This is a genomic window from Bradyrhizobium sp. 25ACV (genome assembly GCF_054863005.1).
In genome coordinates, this window is record NZ_JAVAYO010000009.1 from 132,004 (window position 1) to 154,090 (window position 22,087).

General features: G+C 64.9%; 15 protein-coding genes. 9 read left to right on the forward strand and 6 right to left on the reverse strand.

The window, feature by feature from the left end; translation table 11 throughout:
- The first annotated feature begins 40 nt into the window (after window positions 1-40).
- Window positions 41-880: a uroporphyrinogen-III synthase gene (locus RAD04_RS21820; RefSeq protein ID WP_461625397.1), complete on the forward strand. Its 840-nt coding sequence runs from the start codon at window positions 41-43 to the stop codon at window positions 878-880.
- Between the two features lie 5 nt (window positions 881-885).
- On the opposite strand, the gene RAD04_RS21825 is transcribed toward RAD04_RS21820, so the two are convergent.
- The 4 genes from RAD04_RS21825 to RAD04_RS21840 form a co-directional block, all read right to left on the reverse strand.
- Window positions 886-2,331: a DUF5939 domain-containing protein gene (locus RAD04_RS21825; RefSeq protein WP_461625398.1), complete on the reverse strand. Its 1,446-nt coding sequence runs from the start codon at window positions 2,329-2,331 to the stop codon at window positions 886-888.
- Between the two features lie 138 nt (window positions 2,332-2,469).
- Window positions 2,470-3,150 carry a redoxin domain-containing protein gene (locus RAD04_RS21830; protein WP_104463652.1) on the reverse strand — a complete coding sequence of 227 codons (681 nt, stop codon included), beginning with the start codon at window positions 3,148-3,150 and terminating at the stop codon, window positions 2,470-2,472.
- Between the two features lie 21 nt (window positions 3,151-3,171).
- The gene (locus RAD04_RS21835; protein ID WP_461625399.1) at window positions 3,172-6,489 is read right to left on the reverse strand and encodes an adenylate/guanylate cyclase domain-containing protein; all 3,318 of its coding nucleotides are present in this window, start codon (window positions 6,487-6,489) and stop codon (window positions 3,172-3,174) included.
- Between the two features lie 183 nt (window positions 6,490-6,672).
- Entirely contained in the window at window positions 6,673-9,807 is a 3,135-nt protein-coding gene (locus RAD04_RS21840; RefSeq protein ID WP_461625400.1) for a CHAT domain-containing tetratricopeptide repeat protein, read from the reverse strand.
- Between the two features lie 374 nt (window positions 9,808-10,181).
- On the opposite strand from RAD04_RS21840, the gene RAD04_RS21845 reads away from it, so the two are divergent.
- Window positions 10,182-11,444: an MFS transporter gene (locus RAD04_RS21845; RefSeq protein WP_461625401.1), complete on the forward strand. Its 1,263-nt coding sequence runs from the start codon at window positions 10,182-10,184 to the stop codon at window positions 11,442-11,444.
- A 6-nt stretch (window positions 11,445-11,450) separates the two neighbouring features.
- Here the strand turns inward: RAD04_RS21845 and RAD04_RS21850 are convergent, their stop codons facing one another.
- Window positions 11,451-12,125 (reverse strand): Crp/Fnr family transcriptional regulator, encoded by a 675-nt coding sequence (locus tag RAD04_RS21850; RefSeq protein WP_038949013.1) that lies wholly within the window; start codon window positions 12,123-12,125, stop codon window positions 11,451-11,453.
- Window positions 12,126-12,462: 337 nt separating this feature from the next.
- Between RAD04_RS21850 and RAD04_RS21855 the strand changes: the two genes are divergently transcribed.
- The 6 genes from RAD04_RS21855 (at window position 12,463) to RAD04_RS21880 (ending at window position 19,612) form a co-directional block, all read left to right on the forward strand.
- A complete protein-coding gene (locus tag RAD04_RS21855) occupies window positions 12,463-13,284 on the forward strand; it encodes an ABC transporter ATP-binding protein (protein ID WP_104463664.1) in 822 nt (273 codons plus the stop codon).
- Window positions 13,281-15,212, forward strand: a complete 1,932-nt coding sequence (locus RAD04_RS21860) for an AMP-binding protein (protein WP_461625402.1) — start codon at window positions 13,281-13,283, stop codon at window positions 15,210-15,212. The genes RAD04_RS21855 and RAD04_RS21860 overlap by 4 nt, the downstream gene beginning before the upstream one ends.
- Window positions 15,213-15,330: 118 nt before the next feature.
- Window positions 15,331-16,224 carry a branched-chain amino acid ABC transporter permease gene (locus RAD04_RS21865; RefSeq protein WP_018317428.1) on the forward strand — a complete coding sequence of 298 codons (894 nt, stop codon included), beginning with the start codon at window positions 15,331-15,333 and terminating at the stop codon, window positions 16,222-16,224.
- 3 nt (window positions 16,225-16,227) lie between these two features.
- The gene (locus RAD04_RS21870; RefSeq protein WP_461621737.1) at window positions 16,228-17,301 is read left to right on the forward strand and encodes a branched-chain amino acid ABC transporter permease; all 1,074 of its coding nucleotides are present in this window, start codon (window positions 16,228-16,230) and stop codon (window positions 17,299-17,301) included.
- Window positions 17,302-17,345: 44 nt separating this feature from the next.
- Complete coding sequence (locus RAD04_RS21875) at window positions 17,346-18,629, forward strand: ABC transporter substrate-binding protein (protein WP_028143366.1); 1,284 nt, start codon at window positions 17,346-17,348, stop codon at window positions 18,627-18,629.
- A 143-nt stretch (window positions 18,630-18,772) separates the two neighbouring features.
- Window positions 18,773-19,612: an ABC transporter ATP-binding protein gene (locus tag RAD04_RS21880; protein WP_461625403.1), complete on the forward strand. Its 840-nt coding sequence runs from the start codon at window positions 18,773-18,775 to the stop codon at window positions 19,610-19,612.
- Window positions 19,613-19,616: 4 nt separating this feature from the next.
- Here RAD04_RS21880 and RAD04_RS21885 read toward each other — a convergent pair whose 3' ends face one another.
- On the reverse strand, window positions 19,617-20,771 hold the full coding sequence (locus tag RAD04_RS21885) for an AGE family epimerase/isomerase (protein ID WP_461625404.1): 1,155 nt from the start codon (window positions 20,769-20,771) through the stop codon (window positions 19,617-19,619).
- Window positions 20,772-20,857: 86 nt separating this feature from the next.
- Between RAD04_RS21885 and RAD04_RS21890 the strand changes: the two genes are divergently transcribed.
- Window positions 20,858-22,081, forward strand: coding sequence for a phenylacetate--CoA ligase family protein (locus RAD04_RS21890; protein ID WP_461625405.1), 1,224 nt, complete (start codon window positions 20,858-20,860; stop codon window positions 22,079-22,081).
- Window positions 22,082-22,087 lie beyond the last annotated feature (6 nt).

A 22,087-nucleotide genomic window follows, 5' to 3' on the forward strand; every position in this document is an offset into this window, starting at 1 on the left:
GGATGAACGGACGATTGCTTTAACTGACCGGAGTACGCCCATGGCCGAGCGCTTGAACGGTTACCGCATCCTGATCATGGAAACGCGCGAGGAGGCGCAGTTCTCGAAGCTTCTGGCCGAGCAAGGCGCCGAGGTCGTGCAATGCCCGATGTTTACCATCCAGGATGCACCGGACCCTGCCCCGGTCGAGGCCTGGATCCGCCGCGCCATCGACAGGCCCCTTGACGACCTTGTGCTGATGACCGGCGAAGGCCTTCGGCGGATCATGAAACTCGCGCGGACGCGTGGGCTCGACGGCGCGTTTGTCGCGGCCCTCGCCGGATCGCGAAAATTCACCCGCGGACCGAAGCCCGGCAAGGCGCTGCGTGAGATCGGCCTCGAGGCGCAGCAGACCACGGAAAAGCCGACCACCGAGGGCGTGATCGAGATGCTGGGCAAGCTCGACCTGAAGGGCCGGCGCCTTGGCCTTCAGCTCTATCCCGACAAGGACCATAGCGCGCTGATCGGCGCCCTTGCCGCGCAAGGCGCGGAGGTCGATGCCGTGCTGCCCTATGCCTACGATTCCAAAGCAGCGGATACCAACATCATCACCGCCATCGACGACATGGCCGCGGGGCGGATCGATGCCGTCGCGCTCACCAATCTCGGCCAGGTCCGCCGCCTGATCGAGGCCGCCAAGGCGCATGGCAGCGAGGCGAAGCTGCGCGCCGGCTTCGACCGGACGCTGATTGCGTCGGTGGGCCCGGCGGTCTCGGGCGAGCTTGCTGCGCATGGACTGCGGACGGACGTCTCGCCGACCGATGAAGCCTATTTCATGCGGCCGCTGATCTCGGCCATGGCAGCCGCGCTCGCGAAGAAGCTGCCCCGGCAAGGGACGTAAGGGTCCTACCCGGGCACGACACGATACACGCTGGCATTTCCTTCAACGCCGCGAAGAGGAGCTTCACACACCGCGATTGCATGCCGGGAAAGGAGATCGCTCACTCCCGGCGCCGAATACAGCGCCTCCGAGATACAAATCTCGCCCGCGTCCGCCAGCGACTGTACACGAGCGGCAACATTTACGGTCTGGCCGAAATAATCCAGATTGTCGTTCAGGGTCACGGCGATGGAGGGGCCGCAATGGGCTCCAATCTTCAGGATGATGCTCGGATCGCCATGGTCGGAATTGTAGCGTTCGATTTCCCCCAGTATGTGAAGCGCCGCCGAAATCGCGTCTGTCGGGCGAGAGAAGACCGCCATGACTGCATCGCCGATCGTCTTGACGATGGCCCCGGAATGTTCCTGAACGGTCGCACCGAGCAAGGCAAAATGTTCGCGGACCAGCGCATAGGCATTGAGATCGCCGAGCCGTTCGTACATGGCGGTCGAACCTTTGAGATCCGTGAACAGCAGGGTCACCTGCCGGATACCCAGGCCCTCCTTTTCGTCCACGCGTTCTGACCGGAACAGGCGGCGAAACGTTTGTCTCGCGAGCAACATCCCGCCGGACATGTAGGGATCGAAATCAAGCGGCGGCTTGATCGCTTGAGCCAGAACCTCAGGCGGCCAGTTGATTAGGAGCAGGGAGCCTCGCGTGGATCCGCGGTTCTCCGCCTCGACAATGACGGGGCCGGGCGGCACGGCGGCCAGCGAGGGGGAAAAGCGCTGCCCATCGTATCCAACTCGCAAGATTGTCGGCGAGATTGTCGGCTCGCCGGCCACCGCAACGGCGAACGCAGCCTGGGTTTGAATATTGACCCCCGCCAGAGCGCCGGGACCGAGTTCGCAACGAATGGTCGTGGCGGAGCCTGGCGGCAAGAACGAAAGGCCGCGAACGAACGCATGCAAATAGTCGAGAAATCGGATTTGTTGGCCAGGTATTCGCGCGTCATTCAGAAATCGAAGCTTCCAATGGAAATCCTCGACCGAGAGGGAGGCAGGATCGTGAAACGGAAGCCGCCGAAGCTGGGGCGACACCGTAAACGTGACCTCTATGAAGTCGTCGAGATCGGTTTCACCAGTGACGTCGCACAAACCACAAACATAGTGGGTCTTGAGCGTGCGCAAGGCGCCGAAGCTATCGAGCACCATGCCGGATTGGGGACAAACAACATCCCAGCTCATCTCGAATAGCCCGCTTCTCGTCGCATAGAGAAACAGGTCGATGCTTTCCGGCTCTGCAATGGCGCGGTCGCGCGCGAATGCCAGCGGATTGACGCGGTAGAGCGATAGATCGGCACCGCTCCTGATGAGCGTTTCGAATTTGGAGATCACGCGGGGGCTCCAGGATCGGGCCCGCTCGATCTCGGTCATCTTGCTTTCGAGGAGCCTTTCCTGAATGTCGGTCATCGTGCGCTCGGATTAAGTGCGCTCGGATTAATCGTTCGTCACGCGCGAAGCGTGGCCGGGAAAACGGCGGCTGCACCTCGAGCGCACCGGCTCGTGCCTGCTGCGGTCAAGGGCACCACGCCAACCGCGCGACGATGTCTAGCCCGCCACCTGCGAGGCCGCCGACATCAACTCACCCGGGCTCGGCATCCCGAACATGCGCTGGCCGCCTTCCGGAACTTCTGTAAAGGCCCAGCGCACGACCCCTTCCCGATCGAGCAGGAACTGGCCGAATAGCTGGCCCTGGCCGGTTGCAGCCATGCGCTGATCGGCCTCCATCATCTCGTAGCCATCCTTGTTGTTGAGCTGCTCGGCGGCCGCCAAACGATTCATCGGCCCGGGCAATTCTCCGGGAATGTCCACTTGCATGCTCATGACCACATCCATGCCGACCTTGCGCGGCCACTCGGTTTCCTTCTCGGTGAACTCGAGATTGGGCAGGCCGAACGCGCGGTGCGAGACCCGCTCGGGATCGGACGCGGCAAGCAGATTGGGCAACGGGTGATAACGGAAGTAGAGCCGAGCGCGCTCGATCGGCGTATTGACGACCGTCAGACTTTCGACGCCCTTGTCACGCAAGGCCGCATCAAGCTGCGCCTGGGCCGCGATATGGCGGCGGCAGAACGGGCAGTGCAGGCCTCGAAACAGGCCGACCAATATCGGACTTTGCCCGCGAAAATCCTCGAGCGCGATCTTCCCTTCGCGGGTGATGGCGTCCAGCACGATGTTCGGTGCGCGATCACCCGGTTGCAGCGGTCCATCGACATGACGTTCTGACATGGTTGAACTCCTTCACATGACCTAGTCAAGAAATGGCAGTACAATCAGTCCGGCGGGATCAAGCCCGTGCCTGGTGCAGACGTCATCGGCCAGCGCGAAATACCGCTCGGCCTCGGGCATGTCGCCGCGATCAAGGTTCAGCGTCGCGAGACCATCATAGCACGGAAAAAGCTGCTGCGGCTCGCCGGTTTCGCTGGCGACCTTGATGGCCTCATTGTAGCAGCGGGCCGCCTGATCGGGCCGGAAATGGCATTGGTGGATTTGCCCGAGCACGATCAGGGGCACGGGGAGATGCTCGCGCTGATCGAGCGCACGGTCGATCTCGATTGCCTTTTCGGCAGCCGGCACACCTTCGTCGGTGCATTTGTCCGTGAAGGTGCAACAGGCAACGGCAAAATTGGCGAGAAGACGCGCCTGGAACCCGAGATCGCCAATACGATGCGCGACATCCAGTCCGCGCCGACAGACCTCCATGGCTTGCGTCGGGTCGACAATCGTGTAGAGCACGCTGAGATTGGTATAGCCGCGGCAGGCCACATTGAGAAGGCCGGCGGCTTCGGCTGCCGCGACACTTTGCTCCACTTCGCGCACCGCATCCTGGTGTCGTCCAAGCCGTGCCAGTGCAACCGCCTTGGTATTGAGAGCCTCGGCAATGGCGCGCGCCGCCTCGAGTCCGGCCTGCTCGTCCGCGTCCGCCGGGACGGATCGGGCGTAGCCAAGCGCCTCGTCCGCCCATGTCGCGGCGGCCACGTGATCGCCCATGCGAAACGCGAGACGGCCGCGCTCCTGCAAGAGGTGCGCCCGTTCGATCGGCGCATCGGTCCCTCCAAGCAGGTCAGCCGCCTCGGCGTAATGCCTCTCTGCGTTGATCCGCTTGCCGGCGTCCCACAACAACCTGCCAAGCTTGCGAAGGATTCGCGCTTGGCCAATGCGGTCCTCTGCGGCGCGGTGCCCCTCCAGCGCGCTCTGGTAGTGCTCCTCGGCCGTGTTGCGGCGGCCCGCCGCGGCGCAGAGGTCTGCGATCCGCTCGTACAGAACCAGGCGTTCCGGCTCGCGCTCGGCGCCGGTCAGCAACATGGCGAGGGCCTGCTGGTAGAGACGGATGGCATCGTCATTGGCATAGGTCGCGCGTGCGCGATCGCCGGCCGCGCGCAGATAGCGCGCGCCCTTCGACTTGTGCGCGCTCAGGCCAAAATGATGACCGAGCAGGATGAGGTCCTCGAGCCGTTCGGGCTCGCTGCCATAGAGCCGCTCCAGCGCGGCACCAATCCGTCCATGGAGCTCGATCCGCCGCTGCAAGAGCAGGTTTTGATAGATCACGTCCTGCAGCATGGTCTGCGTGAAACGGTAGGATCGCAGCGAGATCGAGTTTGCGCCCGCAACCTCCTCGACAATCTCGGCGTCGCACAGAAGTTCGAGGCCCACTTCGACCTTCGCCGGCCCGGTTGCCGTCGCACCGAGCAGAGCCGCGTCGAAGCGCGGGCCGATCACCGCGGCCTCCTGGGCCAGCCGGCGCACCTCATGCGGCAGCCGGTCCAGCCGCGCCAGCAACAGCGCCTGAATGCTTGCCGGGATGTCGGCGGCGGCCTCATCCGACTTTATCCGCCACTGCGAGCCGTCACGCTCCAAGGCGCCGGCCTCGATGAGACCGCGGATGATTTCCTCGAGGAAAAGCGGATTGCCGCTCGCGCGCTCCAGGATTCGACTGAACAGATTTCCCGGCGGCTCGCGCCAACCGTGACTGAAATAAGCCGCCAGCAAGTTCTGTCCGTCGGCGTCACCGAGCGGAAGCAATCGAAGGGTCGTGTGGCTGATCCGGCCCGAACTGAACTGATCCAGCTCCAGCATTGGCCGATGCGTAAACAACAGCATCAACCGCGTGCGCTCCAGCCGGTCCATCAGGAACCGCAGCGCCTCAAGGGAGACGGCATCGGCCCAGTGCAGATCCTCGACGATGATCAGAAGCGGTGACAAGGCCAGGCGCCGTTCGAAGACGGTCCGGATCGCAAAGAATATCTGCCGCCGGAGTTGTTCGGGCTCGACGTGCTGCAATGCGGCGTCCGGGCCGCCGAGGCCAAGGACATGGACATAGAGCGGCATCAGCCGCTCTGCCTCTTCGGCCGGAAGGCCAAGCTCCGACAGGGCCTCAGCCAGCCTGGCCTCAGCCGCCGCAGCGCTGGCCTTCTGCGCGATGCCATAGGCGCTGCGCAGCACCGCGGCGAGCGTGCCGTAGGATTGTTCGCCGAGGGGCGAGCAGGCGGCCTGCCGGATCGCCACACCTGCGAAGCGCTCCTCATCGCGGATGCGGGCAACGAATTCGTTCACCAGGCGCGTTTTGCCGATGCCCGCCTCGCCGACCAGCCGCACCAATTGCGCCGCACCGCCGCACGCGCGATCGAGGCTGCCTATCATGCGGGCAAGCTCGACGTCGCGGCCGATCAGCGGCGCACTGAGGCCCAGCGTGTCGAGGCCTCGTGCCGCACGCGGCGTGTCGAGCGGTCCCTTGAGACGATGGACCAGGACACTGCCCATCTTGCCCTTGAGCGAGACCTCTCCGAGCGATTCATACGAGAACGCATGCCGGGTCAGGCGGTAGGTCAAGGGCCCGACCAGCACTTCGTCCGGCGGCGCCATCGACTGCAATCGCTGCGCGGTATTCACCGTGTCGCCGGTTACCGAATAGGACTTGGCAACGCCCACACCCAGTCCGCCCGCAACCACGTGCCCGGTATTGATGCCGATGTGGAGCAGCAGCGGTGCGCCGGCATAGACCTTCGCACGCTCGCTGAGCTGCTCCGTCCGCTTGATCATGTCGAGTGCAGCGCGGACCGCCCGCTCCGGATCGTCCTCGTGCGCTGCTGGCGCGCCGAACAGCGCCAGCAGCGCATCGCCGATGAATTTGTCCACGAAGCCGCCAAAGCTTTGCACCGCTTCCGTCAGCTCCTTGAACAATTCGTTCTGAAGGGCCTGCATGACCTCGGGGTCGAGGCGCTCGCTCATCGCGGTGAAGCCGCTGAGATCGGCAAACAGCACGGTAATGGTGCGGCGGTTGGCTTCGTTGTCCATCCTGTCCGGCTGCGGTCGAAAAGCCTGGTGAGGGTCGACCGCCGGCGCCAGCGGCGGTGACGACGCTCTGACCGGCGCTGGCGGCCGGCTCGGCTGCGCCTGTCCCCCGGCTTTGGGGGTCTCACTGACGAGGGCGCCGCATTTCGGGCAATACGTGAAATCCGGTGCGCATGCATAGCCGCAGCCGGGGCACGCGTTCGGCAGCTTCGTGCCGCACTTCGGGCAGAAAGCAAAGCCGCTCTGAACCTCGGAACCGCAGCAAGAGCAGTTCATGGGTCAAGCCCCCGCGGAAGCCGCGATGACGCGGTCTACTGGGCCTGTCCGATGGGCCCAGGAACCTGGCAAGCATGGGCTCGTCGTGCAGGAAGAGCAAGCGATGGTTGGTTAACGGCCGCAAGCGCGGCTTCACTCATCCCCGCAACCAGCCGGTTCAGCGCGCGGCGGCGCGCTGAACCGCTAGATGGCGCCGGCCCCCACCAACACGAAGGGCGCCCAAGTTGCGGGCTGTGCGCTCTCGCCGCCCTTGGTGATCAGTGCCGAGATCGAGCGACGCAGCGCCTCAGCTCGGCCGATATCGGGATGCGTCTTCATCGCGTCGATCGTGCCGGTGGTGATGGCGACCGCGGCGTCGGAGTTCACCGCCCAGTGCGACACCAGCAGCGCGCGCGTGCCGGCATAGAAGAAGGCCCGCGCAAGACCGGAGAAGGCCTCCGAATTGGCGGCCTGCCCGCCAGCGGTGTTGCAGGCCGACAGGATCACCCAATCGGCATCGAGCTTGAGGCCGGATATCTCCGACGACGAGAGATAGCCGTCATCGGTGGACGTCGGCGCCGCTGGCGGGCTGAGGATCAGTCCGGGCTCGATCGATCCACGCACCTGCCCCGCAAGCGCGCCATGGGTCGCAAAATGCAGGATGCGGTATTTCGCGAGATCGCCGCTCTGGCCGAGCGTCTTCATCCTGGTCTCGGAGGCGTCTCCGGCGAGGACGACGTCGCCCTTGACGGGCGCGAAGGTGCTGGCCACCGCGCACAGTTCGAGCGCGGTTTCCGGCAGCGGCATCTGCCGCCTGAGCTGCACGATGTCCGCGGTGCCGCCCGACAGGGCGTCGACGGCACGCAAGCTCCGTTGTGCGACCTGGGTCGCCTGCGTCGGGAGGGCGGCGCAGGTCTGGATCTGGCGCGCCAGCTTGGCACGCGCCATCGCGACATCGCTGCGGCCATCGCCGTCGAGCACGGGATTGCCGACGCCGAGAAACGGTTTCGACGCCGCGCTCTTGCGTGCGACCTGCCGCAATGCCTTGAGGCTGGAGACTGAAGGCAGCACTGTGGTGGCAAATCGCTTGACCAGCCAGGGCGCCGTCGCGAGATCCTGGCCGGCAGCCGGTTTCTCGGTCAGCAAGACCTGAAAGGGCAGCGTCGCCAGCGGGCCTGACGGCACCAGGATCAGCTCCTTGCCGTCGATGTCGCGCGCGACAGGCCCGAGCAGCGCCTGGTAGAGCGCAAAGGCGCGCTCCTGGTCGAACGGCAATGGCTCGTCCGCCCCAAGCGGGGTCTTGCGGCCGAGCTTCTGCGGACATGTGGTCGCCTTGTCCAGCCATGCATCCGTATCCAGACCGCAGCGCAAGGCGCCGACGGCCTCAGCGAGTTGCTTTTCGCCGAGATCCGCCGAATGCCAGCGCACGTCCGAGCGCGTCACGGTCCAGACGAAGGTGGCGCGCGACGTCGTCGTGAACAGCAACATCGCCTCGTTGGGACGAAGCTGCTTCTGGGCATCCTCGATCGCAATCGGCGCCTTCGTTACGAGCGCTGCATAGTCCGGAAACTGCGCAGCGATCGTGCGATCCAATTCCCGGATTTGACCTGAGATGGCCGAGGCTCGGGCACGAAGCGCCTGCTCCGCCGCCGGATTGCGCGCAGCATCCGCCTGCGAGATCGCCGCCACGAGCATATTGTCGGTCGCGACTGCTTGCGCGCCGAGATCCTGCCGCTCACGGACGCGCGCGGCGAGATCCCCGCTGCCATCGGCGATGCGGGCCGACATGCCGGCAATCGCCCGCGCAGCCTGCTCGTCACCGATCCATTGCGCCGCCTCGAACGCCTGCGATCGCAAGGCGCCGGCCTGCCCCGCATTGGCGCTCGCGAGGTTATAGGCGGCTACGATCAGTCCGGGATGGGGATTGGTCTCTTCATGGACCTTCACATCGCCGCGGCTCTCCTGCTCGGCGGCGCGCCGGCCGTTCTGGATCGCGACCGCGCGCGCGAACGCGTCGCGGGCCTGCTGCCAATCCTTCAAATCGATATGATGGGCGCCGAGATTGGCGAGGCTGTTGGCAACATCCGGATGCTGCTCGCCGAGAGCGCGCAGGCGGATATCCAGCGCGCGCTTCAGCAGCGGCTCGGCCTCCTGCGGCCGGCCGGTGCTGTCCAGAATGACGGCCAGATTATTGAGACTGTTGGCGACCAGCGGGTGAGCCTCCCCGAGCGCGGCCTCGCGTATCGCAAGGGACCGGCGCGCGAACGGTTCGGCCTCGGCGTAACGATCGGCCTCGCTCATCAGCGTGACCAGATTGTCGAGCGCGATCGCGACATCCAGATGCGCCGGACCGAGCGCCTTCTCGCGGATCACCAGCGACTTGCGGAACAGCTGCTCCGCCTCCTGCTTGCGATTGAGATGGGCCCAGGCCTCCGCAAGGTTGTTCAATGCCGTCGCCACGCTCGGATGCTCTCTCCCGACGGCCTTCTCCTGAATCGCGAGCGCGCGGGTCAGCAGCCCCTCGGCCTCGGCGTCCCGGCCCTCGCGCGAGAACACCAGGGCCAGATTGTTGAGGCTCGCGGCGACATCTGGATGATCAGGTCCGAGCGCCTTCTCCCTGATGGCCAAGGTCCGCCGGGCCAATTGCTCGGCCTCCGGAAGCCGTCCCTGCGCACGGCGGAGCTCGCCGAGATTGTTGAGGGTCGCTGTCAGATAGATGCTGTCCGGCCCATGCTGCTTCTCCTGAAGCACAAGCGCTTCGGCAAAACTCGCCTCGGCCTGCTGTAACCGGCCTTGCGCCCGATTGACCTCCGCGATGTTGTTCAAGGTGACCGGGATCATGATGTCAGCCTGTCCCGGAGACTTCCTGAACACCACGAGGGCACGATTGAACAGATCGAGCGCCTCCGTCTCCTTCATCTGGCGGTGACGGAGATTGCCGAGCTGCATCCGCGCCAGCGCCGTGGTGAGATGGTCAGGGCCCAGCACGCTCTCGTCGATGGCGATCGCGCGCGACATGTCGCGCTCGGCATCGCCGAGCCGGTTCTGGCCGAGTTCGATCTGGCCCAACGTGGCGAGCACGGCTGCGACATCGGGATGATTGGGACCAAGGCTCTTCTCGCGAATGACGAGGGCCCGCCTCAGCACGCTTACGGCCTCAGCGGTCTCGCCTTTCGTCTGGAGCGCCTGACCCAGCACGACGAGCGTGGTCGCGGTCAGGGGCGATTGTCGCCCCGCGCTTTTCTCGGCCTCAACGACGAGCTTCCTGGCAAAGCCGACCGCCTCGCCATAGCGGCCCTCCTTCGCCAGCGCCGTAATGCGCTGCATCAGCGCCAACATGTCTTGCGACCCCGCCTGCCCCGGCGAGACCATGACGCTTACGAGAAATAAAAAACAAAAAGACTGCGCGGCAAACCTCGGCCACCGTACCCACATGCTGCGATCGCTCCGATTCCCCGCGCCCGCGACCTGTTGGGCCACAGCAAGATGAAGACACTATGACCGCCTCCTGCGTCCATGGACGAACCGATCGCAGAAACCAGGGGACGACATTCGCACGGACCGGTCACGCGCCTGCAGCGGACGTGCTGATGCAGCCATGCATGGCAGCATGCGGCCGGTCCGATTGACACGCGCGTCGCCAACGCTACGTTGCTGATCGGAAAGAAGAAACAACAAGGCAAGGGATTCGCCGTGACACGCGTCATCGCGTCTTGAGCGCAGCCGCGCGGCCGTCGGCGCTCGCGCCATTCCGCATCCGCAATTATCGCTTCCAGTGGCCGTCCGATCTGCTCACATCCTGGGCGTTCGAGGTCGAGACGCTGGTGCTGGGCTGGTACATCCTGGTCGAGACCGGCTCGGTGCTGCTGCTCACCGTGCTTGCCTCGCTCCAATTCGTCGGGACCTTGGTCGCGCCGGTGTTCGGCATGATCGGCGACCGCATGGGTCATCGCGATCTGCTGGTCGCGATGCGTCTTGCCTATACGGTACTCTCTTCAACCATCATGGTGCTAGCGCTGACCGGTCATCTGTCGCCGCTGAGCGTCATGATCATCGTCGCGGTCATGGGCCTGATTCGCCCTTCGGATCTCGGCGTCCGCGGCGCGCTGCTCGCCGAGATCATGCCGGCCGAGCAGCTGGTGGGTGCCATCAGCGTCGCGCGCACGACACAGGACAGCGCCCGCATCGCCGGAGCGTTGACGGGCGCCGGGCTGTTCGCCGTCCTCGGTATTGGCCTCGTTTACGTGGCGATTGCCTGTCTTTACTTCGTGGCCGCGCTTCTCATGCTGTGTCTGACCCGGCCCAAGAGGACCGTCATCACGAGCGATCTTCCGGCGAATAGCCATGCCATCTCGCGGCTGCTCGGCGATCTGAAGGAAGGGATCGTTTACGCCTGGAGTGGCCCGGGAATGCGTGCGGCGCTGTGCGTCGCCTTCCTGGCCAATCTCACCGCATTTCCCTTCACTGGCGGATTGCTGCCCTACATCGCCCGGGAGATCTTTCATACCGACCAGACCGGCCTCGGTTACCTCTCGGCGAGCTTCGCGGTCGGCTCGCTGATCGGCTCCATCACGCTGAGCCTCGTCAGCGGCGTGCGCATTGCCCGGCTTCTGATCGGCGCGACGCTGGCCTGGTACGCCATGCTGCTGGTATTCGTCGAGATCAGGACCATGCCGGTGGCGATGGCCTGCCTCATGCTCGCCGGCATCGCCCAGAGCATGTCGATGATCTCGGCGGCCGTGATCCTGATGCGCACCGCGAGCGCGCACCTTCGCGGCCGCGTGATGGGCGTCCGCATGATGGTGATCTACGGCCTGCCGATCGGATTGCTCGCGGCCGGCAGCCTGATCGACATCATTGGTTATTCCGCGACAGGCTCGCTCTATGCCGCCGCCGGCTTCATCGCGATGCTGGCGATCGCGATCCGCTGGCGCGCCGACCTCTGGCCGGTCCATGCACCCGCGAATGCGCGATGACCGCGCCTAATCGCCATACCCGCGCAGCCGCTCGATATCGAGGATGGTGACGCCGCCATATTCGAGCCGCAGCAGTCCCTCCTTCTCCAGCCGGTTCAGCGCGCGGTTGGCGTTCTGGCGGGACATGCCGGAGAGCGCACCGATCTCCTCCTGGGTGATCTCCAGATGAGCGGTCGATTCCGGATAGAGGATCGGGTTGAATAGTGAGGCGATGCTGCGGGCGAGGCGCGCAGTCGCATCCAGGGTGCGGTTGACCTCGAGCATGCCGATGAACTGGCCGAGCCGTTCGTTGAGTTGGCGCACCAGAAAGCGGTTGAAGCCGACGCTGTTCTCGAACAGCCACATGAAGGCGCTGCGTTCCATCAGCGCGACGCGGCTGTCGCGTAGCGCGACCACGTCATAGCGGCGCGGCTCGTTCTTGAGCACACTGCCCTCGCCGAACCAGGCCCCCGCCGTCAGCCCGGCGAGGCTGGTCTCCTTGCCGTCCCTGGAGACCCCGCCCATGCGGGCAAGGCCGCCCACCATGCCGGCCCAATAGGCAAAAATATCACCGCGCATGAACACGGTCTCGCCGGTGCCGTAGGACCGCTCCGTGATTCCGGCGCGCGCGACCTCGATCTCCGCCTGCGTGAGCTCGCGCGACCAAGCGGCGACGCGCTTCAGTTGATCTTCTGAAATCATGATCTCGCGGCCAGCCGCACCGTTTCGTCACTCCGTCTTCTGCTGCATTGCAGCATGATGATTCCAACCGCCATCCGACGAAAGATGAAGGCCGCCGCCGCCCGGCAAACTTTGTCGCAGAATTGTCAGCCGCGAGACATTTCAAAATAGCGCTTTCCCCTATTGAGGACCACCTCGGACGATGCGGCTTTTGATCCCTGACGGGAACGAGAGTGGCGCGGCTCCGGTCGAGACCATCTGCTGCATGGCCTCACCGGCACCGCCGTACTAGGATCGCTGGGCAGGAACGGACGAAGAGCGCCACTAAAAAGCGCCATCACCGGGAGGGTTTCGTTTGGTGGCTACAAGTCTTGAAGTGCGCGACGTGTCCCTGCGATTCGGCGGCGTCCGGGCGCTGACCGACGTCGGCTTCTCCATCAGGGAGGGCGAGCTGTTCTCGATCATCGGCCCTAACGGCGCCGGCAAGACCTCGATCGTGAACTGTATTTCCGGCCGCTACAAGCCGACCGAAGGCCAGCTGTTCTACCAGGGCCGCGACATCACCGCCCTGACGCCGAACGCACGCGCCTCGCTCGGCATCGGCCGCACCTTCCAGAATCTGGCGCTGTTCCACCACATGAGCGTGCTCGACAACATCATGGTCGGGCGCCATCACCTGCTGAAGAACAATTTCCTCACGGGCTCGCTGTACTGGCTCACCGGCGCGCGCAAGGAGGAGCTCGAGCACCGCCGCAAGGTCGAGGAGATCATCGACTTCCTCGACCTCCAGTCGGTGCGGAAGGCCACCGCCGGCACCCTCTCCTACGGCCTGCGCAAGCGCGTGGAGCTCGCCCGTGCCATGGCGCTGGAGCCGCGTCTCATTCTCCTCGACGAGCCGATGGCCGGCATGAACTTCGAGGAGAAGGAGGACATGGCCCGCTACATCGTCGATCTCAACGAGGAATTCGGGATGACGGTGGTGATGATCGAGCACGACATGGGCGTGGTGATGGACATCTCCCACCGCGTCATGGTGCTGGATTTCGGCAAGAAGATCGCCGAAGGCGATCCGGCGACGGTGCTCGCCGATCCCCACGTCAGGCGGGCCTATCTTGGCGAAGAAGACGAGGTGCTGGTCGATCCGGATGACGCTGCACCCGCGCAGGAGAGCGCGGCATGATGGATTACGCAGGCCGCGTCGCACAGGCCGACACCTATCCGAAGATGCTCCGGCTCAATGCGAAGGAGCATGGCAACGAGATCGCATTGCGCGAGAAGGATCTCGGGCTCTGGCGGCTGTTCACCTGGAGCGACTACCAGACCCGCGTGCGCGACTTTGCGCTCGGTCTTCTCGAAATGGGCCTTGGCCGCGGCGACGTCATCGGCATCATCGGCGACAACCGGCCGGACTGGGTGGCGGCGGAAGTGGCGACGCACGCCATCGGCGGCCTCAGCCTCGGACTCTATCGCGACGTGCTGGACGAGGAAGCCTCCTATCTCCTCAACTATGGCGAGGCGCAGCTCGTCTTCGCCGAGGACGAGGAGCAGGTCGACAAGCTGCTCACCCTCGCCGACCGCGCGCCGAAGCTGAAGCACATCATCTATTCCGATCCGCGCGGGATGCGGAAATACGACGACCCGAGGCTGATGTCGGCGGAGAGGTTTGCCGAGCTCGGCCGGGCCCGTGCCGCGCGGGAGCCGGAGCTCTACGACAGGCTGGTCGATGCCACCAAGGGCGAGGACGTCGCGATCCTCTGCACGACGTCTGGCACCACGTCCCATCCCAAGCTCGCGATGCTCGCCGCCGGACGCGTGCTCGGCCACTGCGCGACCTATCTTGCCTTCGACCCCAAGGGCCCGGACGACGAATACGTCTCGGTGCTGCCGCTGCCGTGGATCATGGAGCAGGTCTACGTGCTCGGCAAAGGCCTGCTCTGCCGGATGAAGATCAACTTCGTCGAAGAGCCCGACACGATGATGAACGATCTGCGCGAAATCGCGCCGACATTCGTGCTCTTTGCCCCAAGGGTTTGGGAATCCATCGCCGCCGACGTCCGCGCCAAGGTGATGGACGCGACGCCTCTCAAGCAGCGCCTGTTCGAAGTCGGCATGAAGAACGGCCTCGCCGCGCTCGAACACGGCAAGCGCTCGGGCCTTGCCGACGCCATCCTGTTCCGCGCGCTGCGCGATCGCCTCGGTTTCACCAGGCTGCGCTCGGCTGCGACCGGCGGCGCGGCGCTCGGGCCCGAGACCTTCAAGTTCTTCCAAGCCATGGGCGTGCCGCTGCGCACGCTGTACGGCCAGACCGAGCTGCTGGGGGCCTATACGCTGCATCCCGAGGGCAAGGTCGATCCCGACACCACGGGCGTGCCTATGTCCGACGAAGTCGAGATCCGCATCGACAATGCCGACGTCCACGGCGTCGGCGAGATCGTGGTGCGGCATCCCAACATGTTCCTCGGTTACTACAAGAATCCCGAGGCGAGCGTCGCCGACATCAAGGACGGCTGGATGTTGTCGGGCGACGCCGGCTATTTCAACGCGAACCAGCAGCTCGTCGTCATCGACCGTATCAAGGATCTCGCCGAGACCTCGCGCGGCGAGCGCTTCTCGCCGCAGTTCATCGAGAACAAGCTGAAGTTTTCGCCCTATATCGCCGAAGCCGTGGTGCTCGGGGCCGGCCGCGATGCGCTCGCGGCGATGATCTGCATCCGCTACTCCATCATCTCGAAATGGGCGGAGAAGAATCGCCTCTCCTTCACGACCTACAGCGATCTCGCCTCCCGGCCGGAGGTCTATACGCTGCTTCAGAAGGAGGTCGAGACCGTCAACGCCACGCTGCCGCCGGCCCAGCGCATCTCGCGCTTCCTGCTGCTCTACAAGGAGCTCGACGCCGACGACGGCGAGCTCACCCGCACAAGAAAGGTGCGCCGCAGCGTCATCAACGAGAAATACGAGGGCATCATCGATGCCATCTACCGCGGCGATGCCGACATCCCCGTCGACACCGTGATCCGCTTCCAGGACGGCACCACCCAGCGCGTGCGGACGACACTGCGCGTGGTGGACCTCGGCGGGCACGGGCACATGGCGGAGGCTGCGGAGTGAAACAAATGGTCGTCATGCGCGGGCTTGACCCGCGCATCCATCCTCTTCCGAACAATCTTCCTTCCGCATCGATGGATTGCCGGGTCAAGCCCGGCAATGACGAGCTGGGTCAACCGACATGAACACCGCCTTCCTCATCCAGCTCCTGGTCAACGGTCTCGTGGTCGGCACGCTCTATGGCGTGGTCGCGATGTCGTTCGTGCTGATCTACAAGGCGACGCAGGTCGTCAACTTCGCGCAAGGTGAATTGCTGCTGGTCGGCGCCTGGGTGTGCTGGGCTCTGCTCGCCAAATATCAGGTGCCGTTCTGGATCGGCATGCCGATGACGCTCGTGTTCATGTTCGTGTTCGGCATCGCGGTCCAGGTGCTGATCCTGCGGCCGATGATCGGCGAGCCCATCATTTCCGTGATCATGGTGACGATCGGCCTCTCCACCGTGCTCCAGGCAACGCTGAAATGGATGTTCGGCGTCAATCCGCAGCCGTTCCCGCGCGTGTTCGAGAGCCAGTCGGTCAGCTTGCTGGGCTTACAGATCCAGACCGTCTATGTCATGAGCCTGGTGGTCTCCGTCGCCATGATGATCGGCATGGCCTGGTTCTTCCGTGCCTCCAAATACGGCCTTGCGATGCGCGCCACCGCGTTCAATCAGCAGGTCGCGCAATCGCTCGGCATTTCCGTGAAAAGCGTGTTCGCGATGGCCTGGGCGATCTCGGCGACGGTGTCGGCGGTCGCGGGTGTCGTCGTTGCGGTCGTGAACGGCGTGTCCTCGGGCCTCGCCGCCTATGGCATCAAGGTGTTTCCGGCGGCGATCCTCGGCGGGCTCGACTCCGTCGGCGGTGCCGTGCTCGGCGGCATCATCATCGGCCTGCTCGAGAATGTCGCGCAATATGTCGACAGCGAGTACCTGCACTGGGGCAATCTCTACGAGATCGCGCCGTTCTACGTCCTCATCATCGTGCTGATGATCAAGCCTTACGGGCTGTTCGGCACCCACGACATCGAGCGGATCTGACCCATGGCCGGCCCTGCCCTCATTCCTGCTGGTGATTTCCGCACCTCTTATGCGGCCGACACCACGATCTTCCCGACCACGACCAGCCGCAACTTCGCCATCGCAGGCGTGCTGTTGCTATGCCTCGCGCCGCAATTCTTCAGCGGATACTGGCTCAGCATCCTGATCCAGATCGGCATCTTCTCGATCGCGGCGCTCGGCCTCAACATCCTGGTCGGCTTCACCGGCCAGATCTCGATCGGGCATGCCGCCTTCTTCCTGCTCGGCGCTTTCACCTCGGCTTACATCTCCAACAACGCGCCGATCCCGGTGTTCTTCGCGATCCCGCTCGCCGGAATCGTCACCGCGCTGGTCGGCCTGATCTTCGGCATCCCGGCGGCGCGGCTGAAGGGGCTCTATCTCGTCATCGCGACGCTGGCCGCGCAATACATCCTGCTCGACTTCTTCTCCCGCGCCGAATGGTTCACCGGCGGCTCGGTGCCGGCGAGCGCCAACCCGTTCTCGATCTTCGGTTACACGCTGCGCGGCGACAAACAGTATTTCTACGTTGTGCTGGCCTATGTGCTACTCAGCTACATCCTCGTCACCAACCTGATGCGCACCCGCGACGGCCGTGCGCTGGTGGCGATCCGCGACCATTATCTCTCGGCCGAGATCATGGGCATCAACCTCACCAAATACCGTACGCTGTCGTTCGGGCTCGCCGCCTTCTTCGCCGGCATCGCCGGCGCGCTCTACGCGCACTACCAGCTCGTGGTGTCGCAGGAAGGTTTCGGCATCGAGCGCTCGATCCTGTTCCTGGCCATGATCATCATCGGCGGCACCGGCTCGATCATGGGCACGCTGATGGGCACCGCCTTCGTGGTGCTGCTGCCCGAAGGGATGGAGTTCATCAGCCATTATTTGAAGGGCGGCGCGATCGACAAGGCGCTGTCGCTCAACACCAACATCACCTTCCTGCGCGAAATCGCGATCGGGGTGATCATCATCGCCTTCCTGATGTTCGAACCCGACGGGCTCGCGCATCGCTGGCGGCAGATCAAGGCGTATTGGAAACTCTACCCGTTCTCGCATTGAGCGCGGGCAACTTCACTTAAACAATAAACAGGAGGAACCGACCCATGACGATGAAATCCCTTTTGAGCACCGCATCGCTCGCCGTCGCGATCGCCGCATTCTCGGCCGGCGCACAGGCGCAGATCGCGATCGGGCACCTCGCCGACTATTCCGGCGGCACCTCCGACGTCGGCACACCCTATGGCCAAGCCGTCGCCGACACCTTCGCCTGGGTCAACAAGAACGGCGGCGTCGGCGGCAAGCAGCTCAACGTCGACACCAACGACTATGGCTACCAGGTGCCGCGCGCGATCGCGCTCTACAAGAAGTGGTCGGCGCCGGACAGCAAGGTCGCCGCGATCATGGGTTGGGGCACCGCCGACACCGAGGCGCTGACCGGCTTCCTCGCCCAGGACAAGATCCCCGACATGTCCGGCTCCTATGCTGCCGCCCTCACCGATCCCGAAGGCGTCAGCGGCAAGGCCAAGCCCGCTCCCTACAATTTCTTCTACGGCCCGAGCTATTCGGACTCGCTGCGCGCGATGCTGATGTGGGCGGCCGAGGACTGGAAGGCCAAAGGCAAGTCCGGCAAGCCGAAATTCGTGCACATGGGCGCCAACCATCCCTATCCGAACGCGCCGAAGGCCGCCGGTGAAGCGATGGCGCAGGAGCTCGGCTTCGAGGTGCTGCCGCCGCTGGTGTTCGCGCTCGCGCCGGGCGACTACAGCGCGCAGTGCCTGAGCCTGAAATCCTCGGGCGCCAACTACGCCTATCTCGGCAACACCGCGGCGTCCAACATCTCGGTGATGAAGGCCTGCAAGACTGCCGGCGTCGAGATCCAGTTCATGGGCAATGTCTGGGGCATGGACGAGAACGCCGCCAAGACGGCCGGAGATGCCGCCAACGGCGTGATCTTCCCCTTGCGCACCGCGGTGAGCTGGGGCGGCGACGCGCCCGGCATGAAGACGCTGATGGAGATCTCGAAGATGTCCGACGCCAGCGGCAAGGTCTACCGTCCCGTGCACTACGTCGCGGCGGTCTGCTCTGCGCTGTACATGAAGGAGGCGATCGACTGGGCTGCCAAGAACGGCGGCGCTACCGGAGACAACGTCGCCAAGGGCTTCTACCAGAAGAAGGATTGGGTGCCGGCCGGCATGGAAGGCGTCTGCAATCCCTCGACCTGGACCGACAAGGACCACCGCGGCACGCTGAAGGTCGATCTCTATCGCACCAAAGTCTCGGGCGCGACCGACGGCGACCTCAACGATCTCATGGCCAAGGGCACGATCAAGCTCGAGAAGGTCAAGACCGTCGAGCTGCCGCGCAAGCCGGAATTGCTGGGCTGGTGAGGCACGCTGTTTCCCTACACACAACTGTCATCCCCCGCGAAGGCGGGGGATCCAGTACGCCGCGGCCTCTCGGGGAACGTCAGGCGTCTCTGGAATACTGGGTCGCCCGGTCAAGCCGGGCGACGACAGCGGAGTTTTGAAGCATGAGTCAGATCGCAGAAGCCACTCGCACCACTCCCACAGCAGTGCCCGCCGCCGCCCTCCTCGCCGTGCGCAACATCGAGGTCGTCTATGACGACGTCATCCTGGTGCTGCGCGGCCTCAGCCTCGATGTGCCCAAGGGCGCGATCGTGGCCTTGCTGGGCGCCAACGGCGCCGGAAAATCGACGACGCTGAAGGCGATCTCGGGGCTGCTCAAGACCGAGGACGGCGAGGTCACACGCGGCGAAATCGTGTTCGAGAACGAGCGGATCAACGGCATCGACCCCGACAAGATCGTCCGCCGCGGCATCTTCCAGGTGATGGAGGGCCGGCGCATCGTCGCCGACATGACCTCGCTGGAGAACCTCAAGCTCGGCGCCTTCACCCGCAGGGACCGCGAGGTCGATTCCGACCTCGACATGGTGTTCAACTATTTCCCGCGCCTGAAGGAGCGCACCGGCCTTGCCGGCTATCTCTCCGGCGGCGAGCAGCAGATGCTCGCGATCGGCCGCGCGCTGATGGCGCGCCCGAAGATGATCCTGATGGACGAGCCCTCGATGGGCCTGTCGCCGCTGCTGGTGAAAGAGGTGTTCTCCATCATCCAGAAGATCAACCGCGACCTCGGCGTCACCATCCTCCTGGTCGAGCAGAACGCCCGCGCCGCGCTGTCGGTGGCGAGCCACGGCTACATCATGGAGCAGGGCAAGGTCGTGCTCGACGGCACCGCCGACGAATTGCGCGACAACGAGGACGTCAAGGAATTCTACCTCGGCGGCGCCGGCGACCAGCGCAAGAGCTTCAAGAACCTCAAGAGCTTCAAGCGGCGCAAGCGGTGGCTCTGAACTTTTAGGGTTCGAGCACCTGCTCCGCTTCCGTGACCGCGCAGAGAACATGATAGAACGACGACGCAGGAATGGTGTCGATCAGCGATTTGCCGTCGCGATCGAACTGGTCGTACCAGCCGCCCCTCACGGGATGGCTGAGATAATGCCGTTCGAGCCGCACCAGCGCCGCACGCGCTTCGTCCGCTGCGCCCGCCTCGCCGGACTCGGCCTGCGCGATCCACGCCTTCGCGATCTCGGTCTGCGGCCACAGCCGGCGCGTGCCGCGGCGGATGTGGCCGATGTCGTCGCCCTCGTCGACCAGGCAGCCCGTGACCTCGTCGCGATAGCGCATCGAGGTCGCAAGCAACTCGGCACGGCGCTGACTGGTCGGGCATCCCGTGATGCGCTCGAACCCCTTCAGCAGCCAGACCCATTCCGCCTGGTGGCCGGGCTCGACGCTGACCGGCTCGATCTTCGACCAGTCTTCCTCGAAATACTCGCCGAGCGCACACTTCCGCTTGTCGTAGAGATTGGCCAGGAACAGCGCGAAGAACTCGCCGGCACGGTTCTGGAACGACAGGTCGTGGGTCGCGTCGAAACACGCGATCATCGCCTCAAACAGATGCATGTGCGGGTTCTGTCGGCGCGGCAGCGACACCGGAAGGCCTTCGTGCACGCCTCCATGCGGCGAGCGGAGATGGCCGTCGAGGAAAGCGAGCAGCGCGTCGATCTCGGCACGAACCTGCGCATCCTGGTCGAGCGCGTAGACGGTCGCGAGCGCAAACAGGATGAAGGCGTGGTCGTAGGCATCGCGCCGGCCGTCCAGCACCGCACCTTCAGGCGTCAGCCGGTGCACATAGCCGGGCCGACCGTCGGGCGCTTTGGCTTTGCCGAGCAAATGCTCCAACCCCTTCAGCGCGATGGCGCGGCCCTCAGGGTACCAGCCCATCTGTGCGGCCTTGGCGTAGCAATAGATCTGGCGGGCCTGCACGAACACGCGCCGCGGCGCGGCCGCATCCGCCGTGCCGTCGCGGTGCAGCCGGTCGATGAAACCGCCTGCGGCAGGATCCCAGCCGACGGTCGACCACAGCGGCAGCGCCTCCTCGATCATGCGGCGCTTAAGGCGCGCGACGACGTCCGTCGCCTCCTCTGCCGCAATGATTTCTTCGTCCGCCATCGCGTCCTCTCCAGGCCTCGCCAATGGCCGTCTGATACCCACGCCAGCGGCGGCGCGCAACGGATGCCAACACGGAAAGAACAGCCATGACCGCCCACTACGATGCCCGCGAGACGCGCGAACAAGCCGCCCGCGAGGCCGATCTGTTCTCCCGCCTGCCGGAGGTGCTGCGAGCCGCGATGGCCGCCCCGGCCTATGCCGAGCGGCTGAGAGGTCTCGATCCCGCCGCCGTGACCTCCCGGGAGGCGCTGGCGGGCCTGCCGGTATTGCGCAAGTCGGAACTGCCCGCCCTGCACAAGGCCTCGGCGCCCTTCGGAGGCTTCGTGGCGGCGGCGCCGGGGTCGTTTGCCCGCCTCTTCACCTCCCCAGGGCCCATTTTCGAACCGGAGGGGCGGCAAGCCGATCCCTGGCGCGGCGCAAGGGCGTTGTTCGCGGCCGGGTTCCGACCCGATGACATCGTCCTCAACACCTTCAGCTACCATCTCACCCCCGGCGGCTTCATTTTCGATGCCTCGGCGCGGGCGCTCGGCTGCGCCGTGATCCCGGCAGGGCCCGGCAACACCGAGCAGCAATTCGAGCTGATCGAGGCCTACCGCCCGGTCGGCTACAGCGGCACGCCTGACTTCCTGAAGATATTGCTCGATGCCGCAGCGAGTTCGGGACGGGACGTCTCCTCGATCAAGCGCGCACTGGTTTCTGGCGCGGCGTTCCCGCCCTCGCTGCAGGCTGAGATCAAGGCGCGCGGCATCGATGCCTACCAGGCCTTCGGCACCGCCGACCTCGGCCTGATCGCGTTCGAGACCGAGGCGCGCAAGGGCATGGTCGTGAACGAGGATCTGATCATGGAGATCGTCAAGCCCGGCACCGGCGATCCCGTTGCGCCGGGCGACGTCGGCGAGATCGTGGTGACGTCGCTCGATCCGCACCATCCCTGGATCCGGCTCGCCCTCGGCGACCTCACCGCAGCGCTGCCGGGCCCAAGCAAGTGCGGCCGCACCAACATGCGCATCAAGGGCTGGATGGGCCGCGCCGACCAGACCACCAAGGTCAAGGGCATGTTCATCCGTCCCGAACAGATTGCCGAGATCGGCAAGCGTCATTCTGCGCTCGGAAGACTGCGCCTCGTCGTCACACGGCAGGGCGAGACCGACGCAATGACGCTGAAAGCGGAAACGGCGGCCACGAGTGACGCCCTGCGCGAGGAGATTGCGACCAGCTTGCGCGCCGTGACGAAACTCGGCGGAAGCGTCGAGTTCGTCAGTCCCGGCGCGCTGCCGAACGACGGCAAGGTGATTGCGGACGAACGCTAAGAGGCC

Bases quoted from the DNA above. Each gene is read 5' to 3' on its own strand.
- RAD04_RS21820 (WP_461625397.1), top strand. From the start codon at position 41: ATGGCCGAGCGCTTGAACGGTTACCGCATCCTGATCATGGAAACGCGC.
- RAD04_RS21825 (WP_461625398.1), bottom strand. From the start codon at position 2,331: ATGACCGACATTCAGGAAAGGCTCCTCGAAAGCAAGATGACCGAGATC.
- RAD04_RS21830 (WP_104463652.1), bottom strand. From the start codon at position 3,150: ATGTCAGAACGTCATGTCGATGGACCGCTGCAACCGGGTGATCGCGCA.
- RAD04_RS21835 (WP_461625399.1), bottom strand. From the start codon at position 6,489: ATGAACTGCTCTTGCTGCGGTTCCGAGGTTCAGAGCGGCTTTGCTTTC.
- RAD04_RS21840 (WP_461625400.1), bottom strand. From the start codon at position 9,807: ATGTTGGCGCTGATGCAGCGCATTACGGCGCTGGCGAAGGAGGGCCGC.
- RAD04_RS21850 (WP_038949013.1), bottom strand. From the start codon at position 12,125: ATGATTTCAGAAGATCAACTGAAGCGCGTCGCCGCTTGGTCGCGCGAG.
- RAD04_RS21860 (WP_461625402.1), top strand. From the start codon at position 13,281: ATGATGGATTACGCAGGCCGCGTCGCACAGGCCGACACCTATCCGAAG.
- RAD04_RS21865 (WP_018317428.1), top strand. From the start codon at position 15,331: ATGAACACCGCCTTCCTCATCCAGCTCCTGGTCAACGGTCTCGTGGTC.
- RAD04_RS21870 (WP_461621737.1), top strand. From the start codon at position 16,228: ATGGCCGGCCCTGCCCTCATTCCTGCTGGTGATTTCCGCACCTCTTAT.
- RAD04_RS21875 (WP_028143366.1), top strand. From the start codon at position 17,346: ATGACGATGAAATCCCTTTTGAGCACCGCATCGCTCGCCGTCGCGATC.
- RAD04_RS21880 (WP_461625403.1), top strand. From the start codon at position 18,773: ATGAGTCAGATCGCAGAAGCCACTCGCACCACTCCCACAGCAGTGCCC.
- RAD04_RS21885 (WP_461625404.1), bottom strand. From the start codon at position 20,771: ATGGCGGACGAAGAAATCATTGCGGCAGAGGAGGCGACGGACGTCGTC.
- RAD04_RS21890 (WP_461625405.1), top strand. From the start codon at position 20,858: ATGACCGCCCACTACGATGCCCGCGAGACGCGCGAACAAGCCGCCCGC.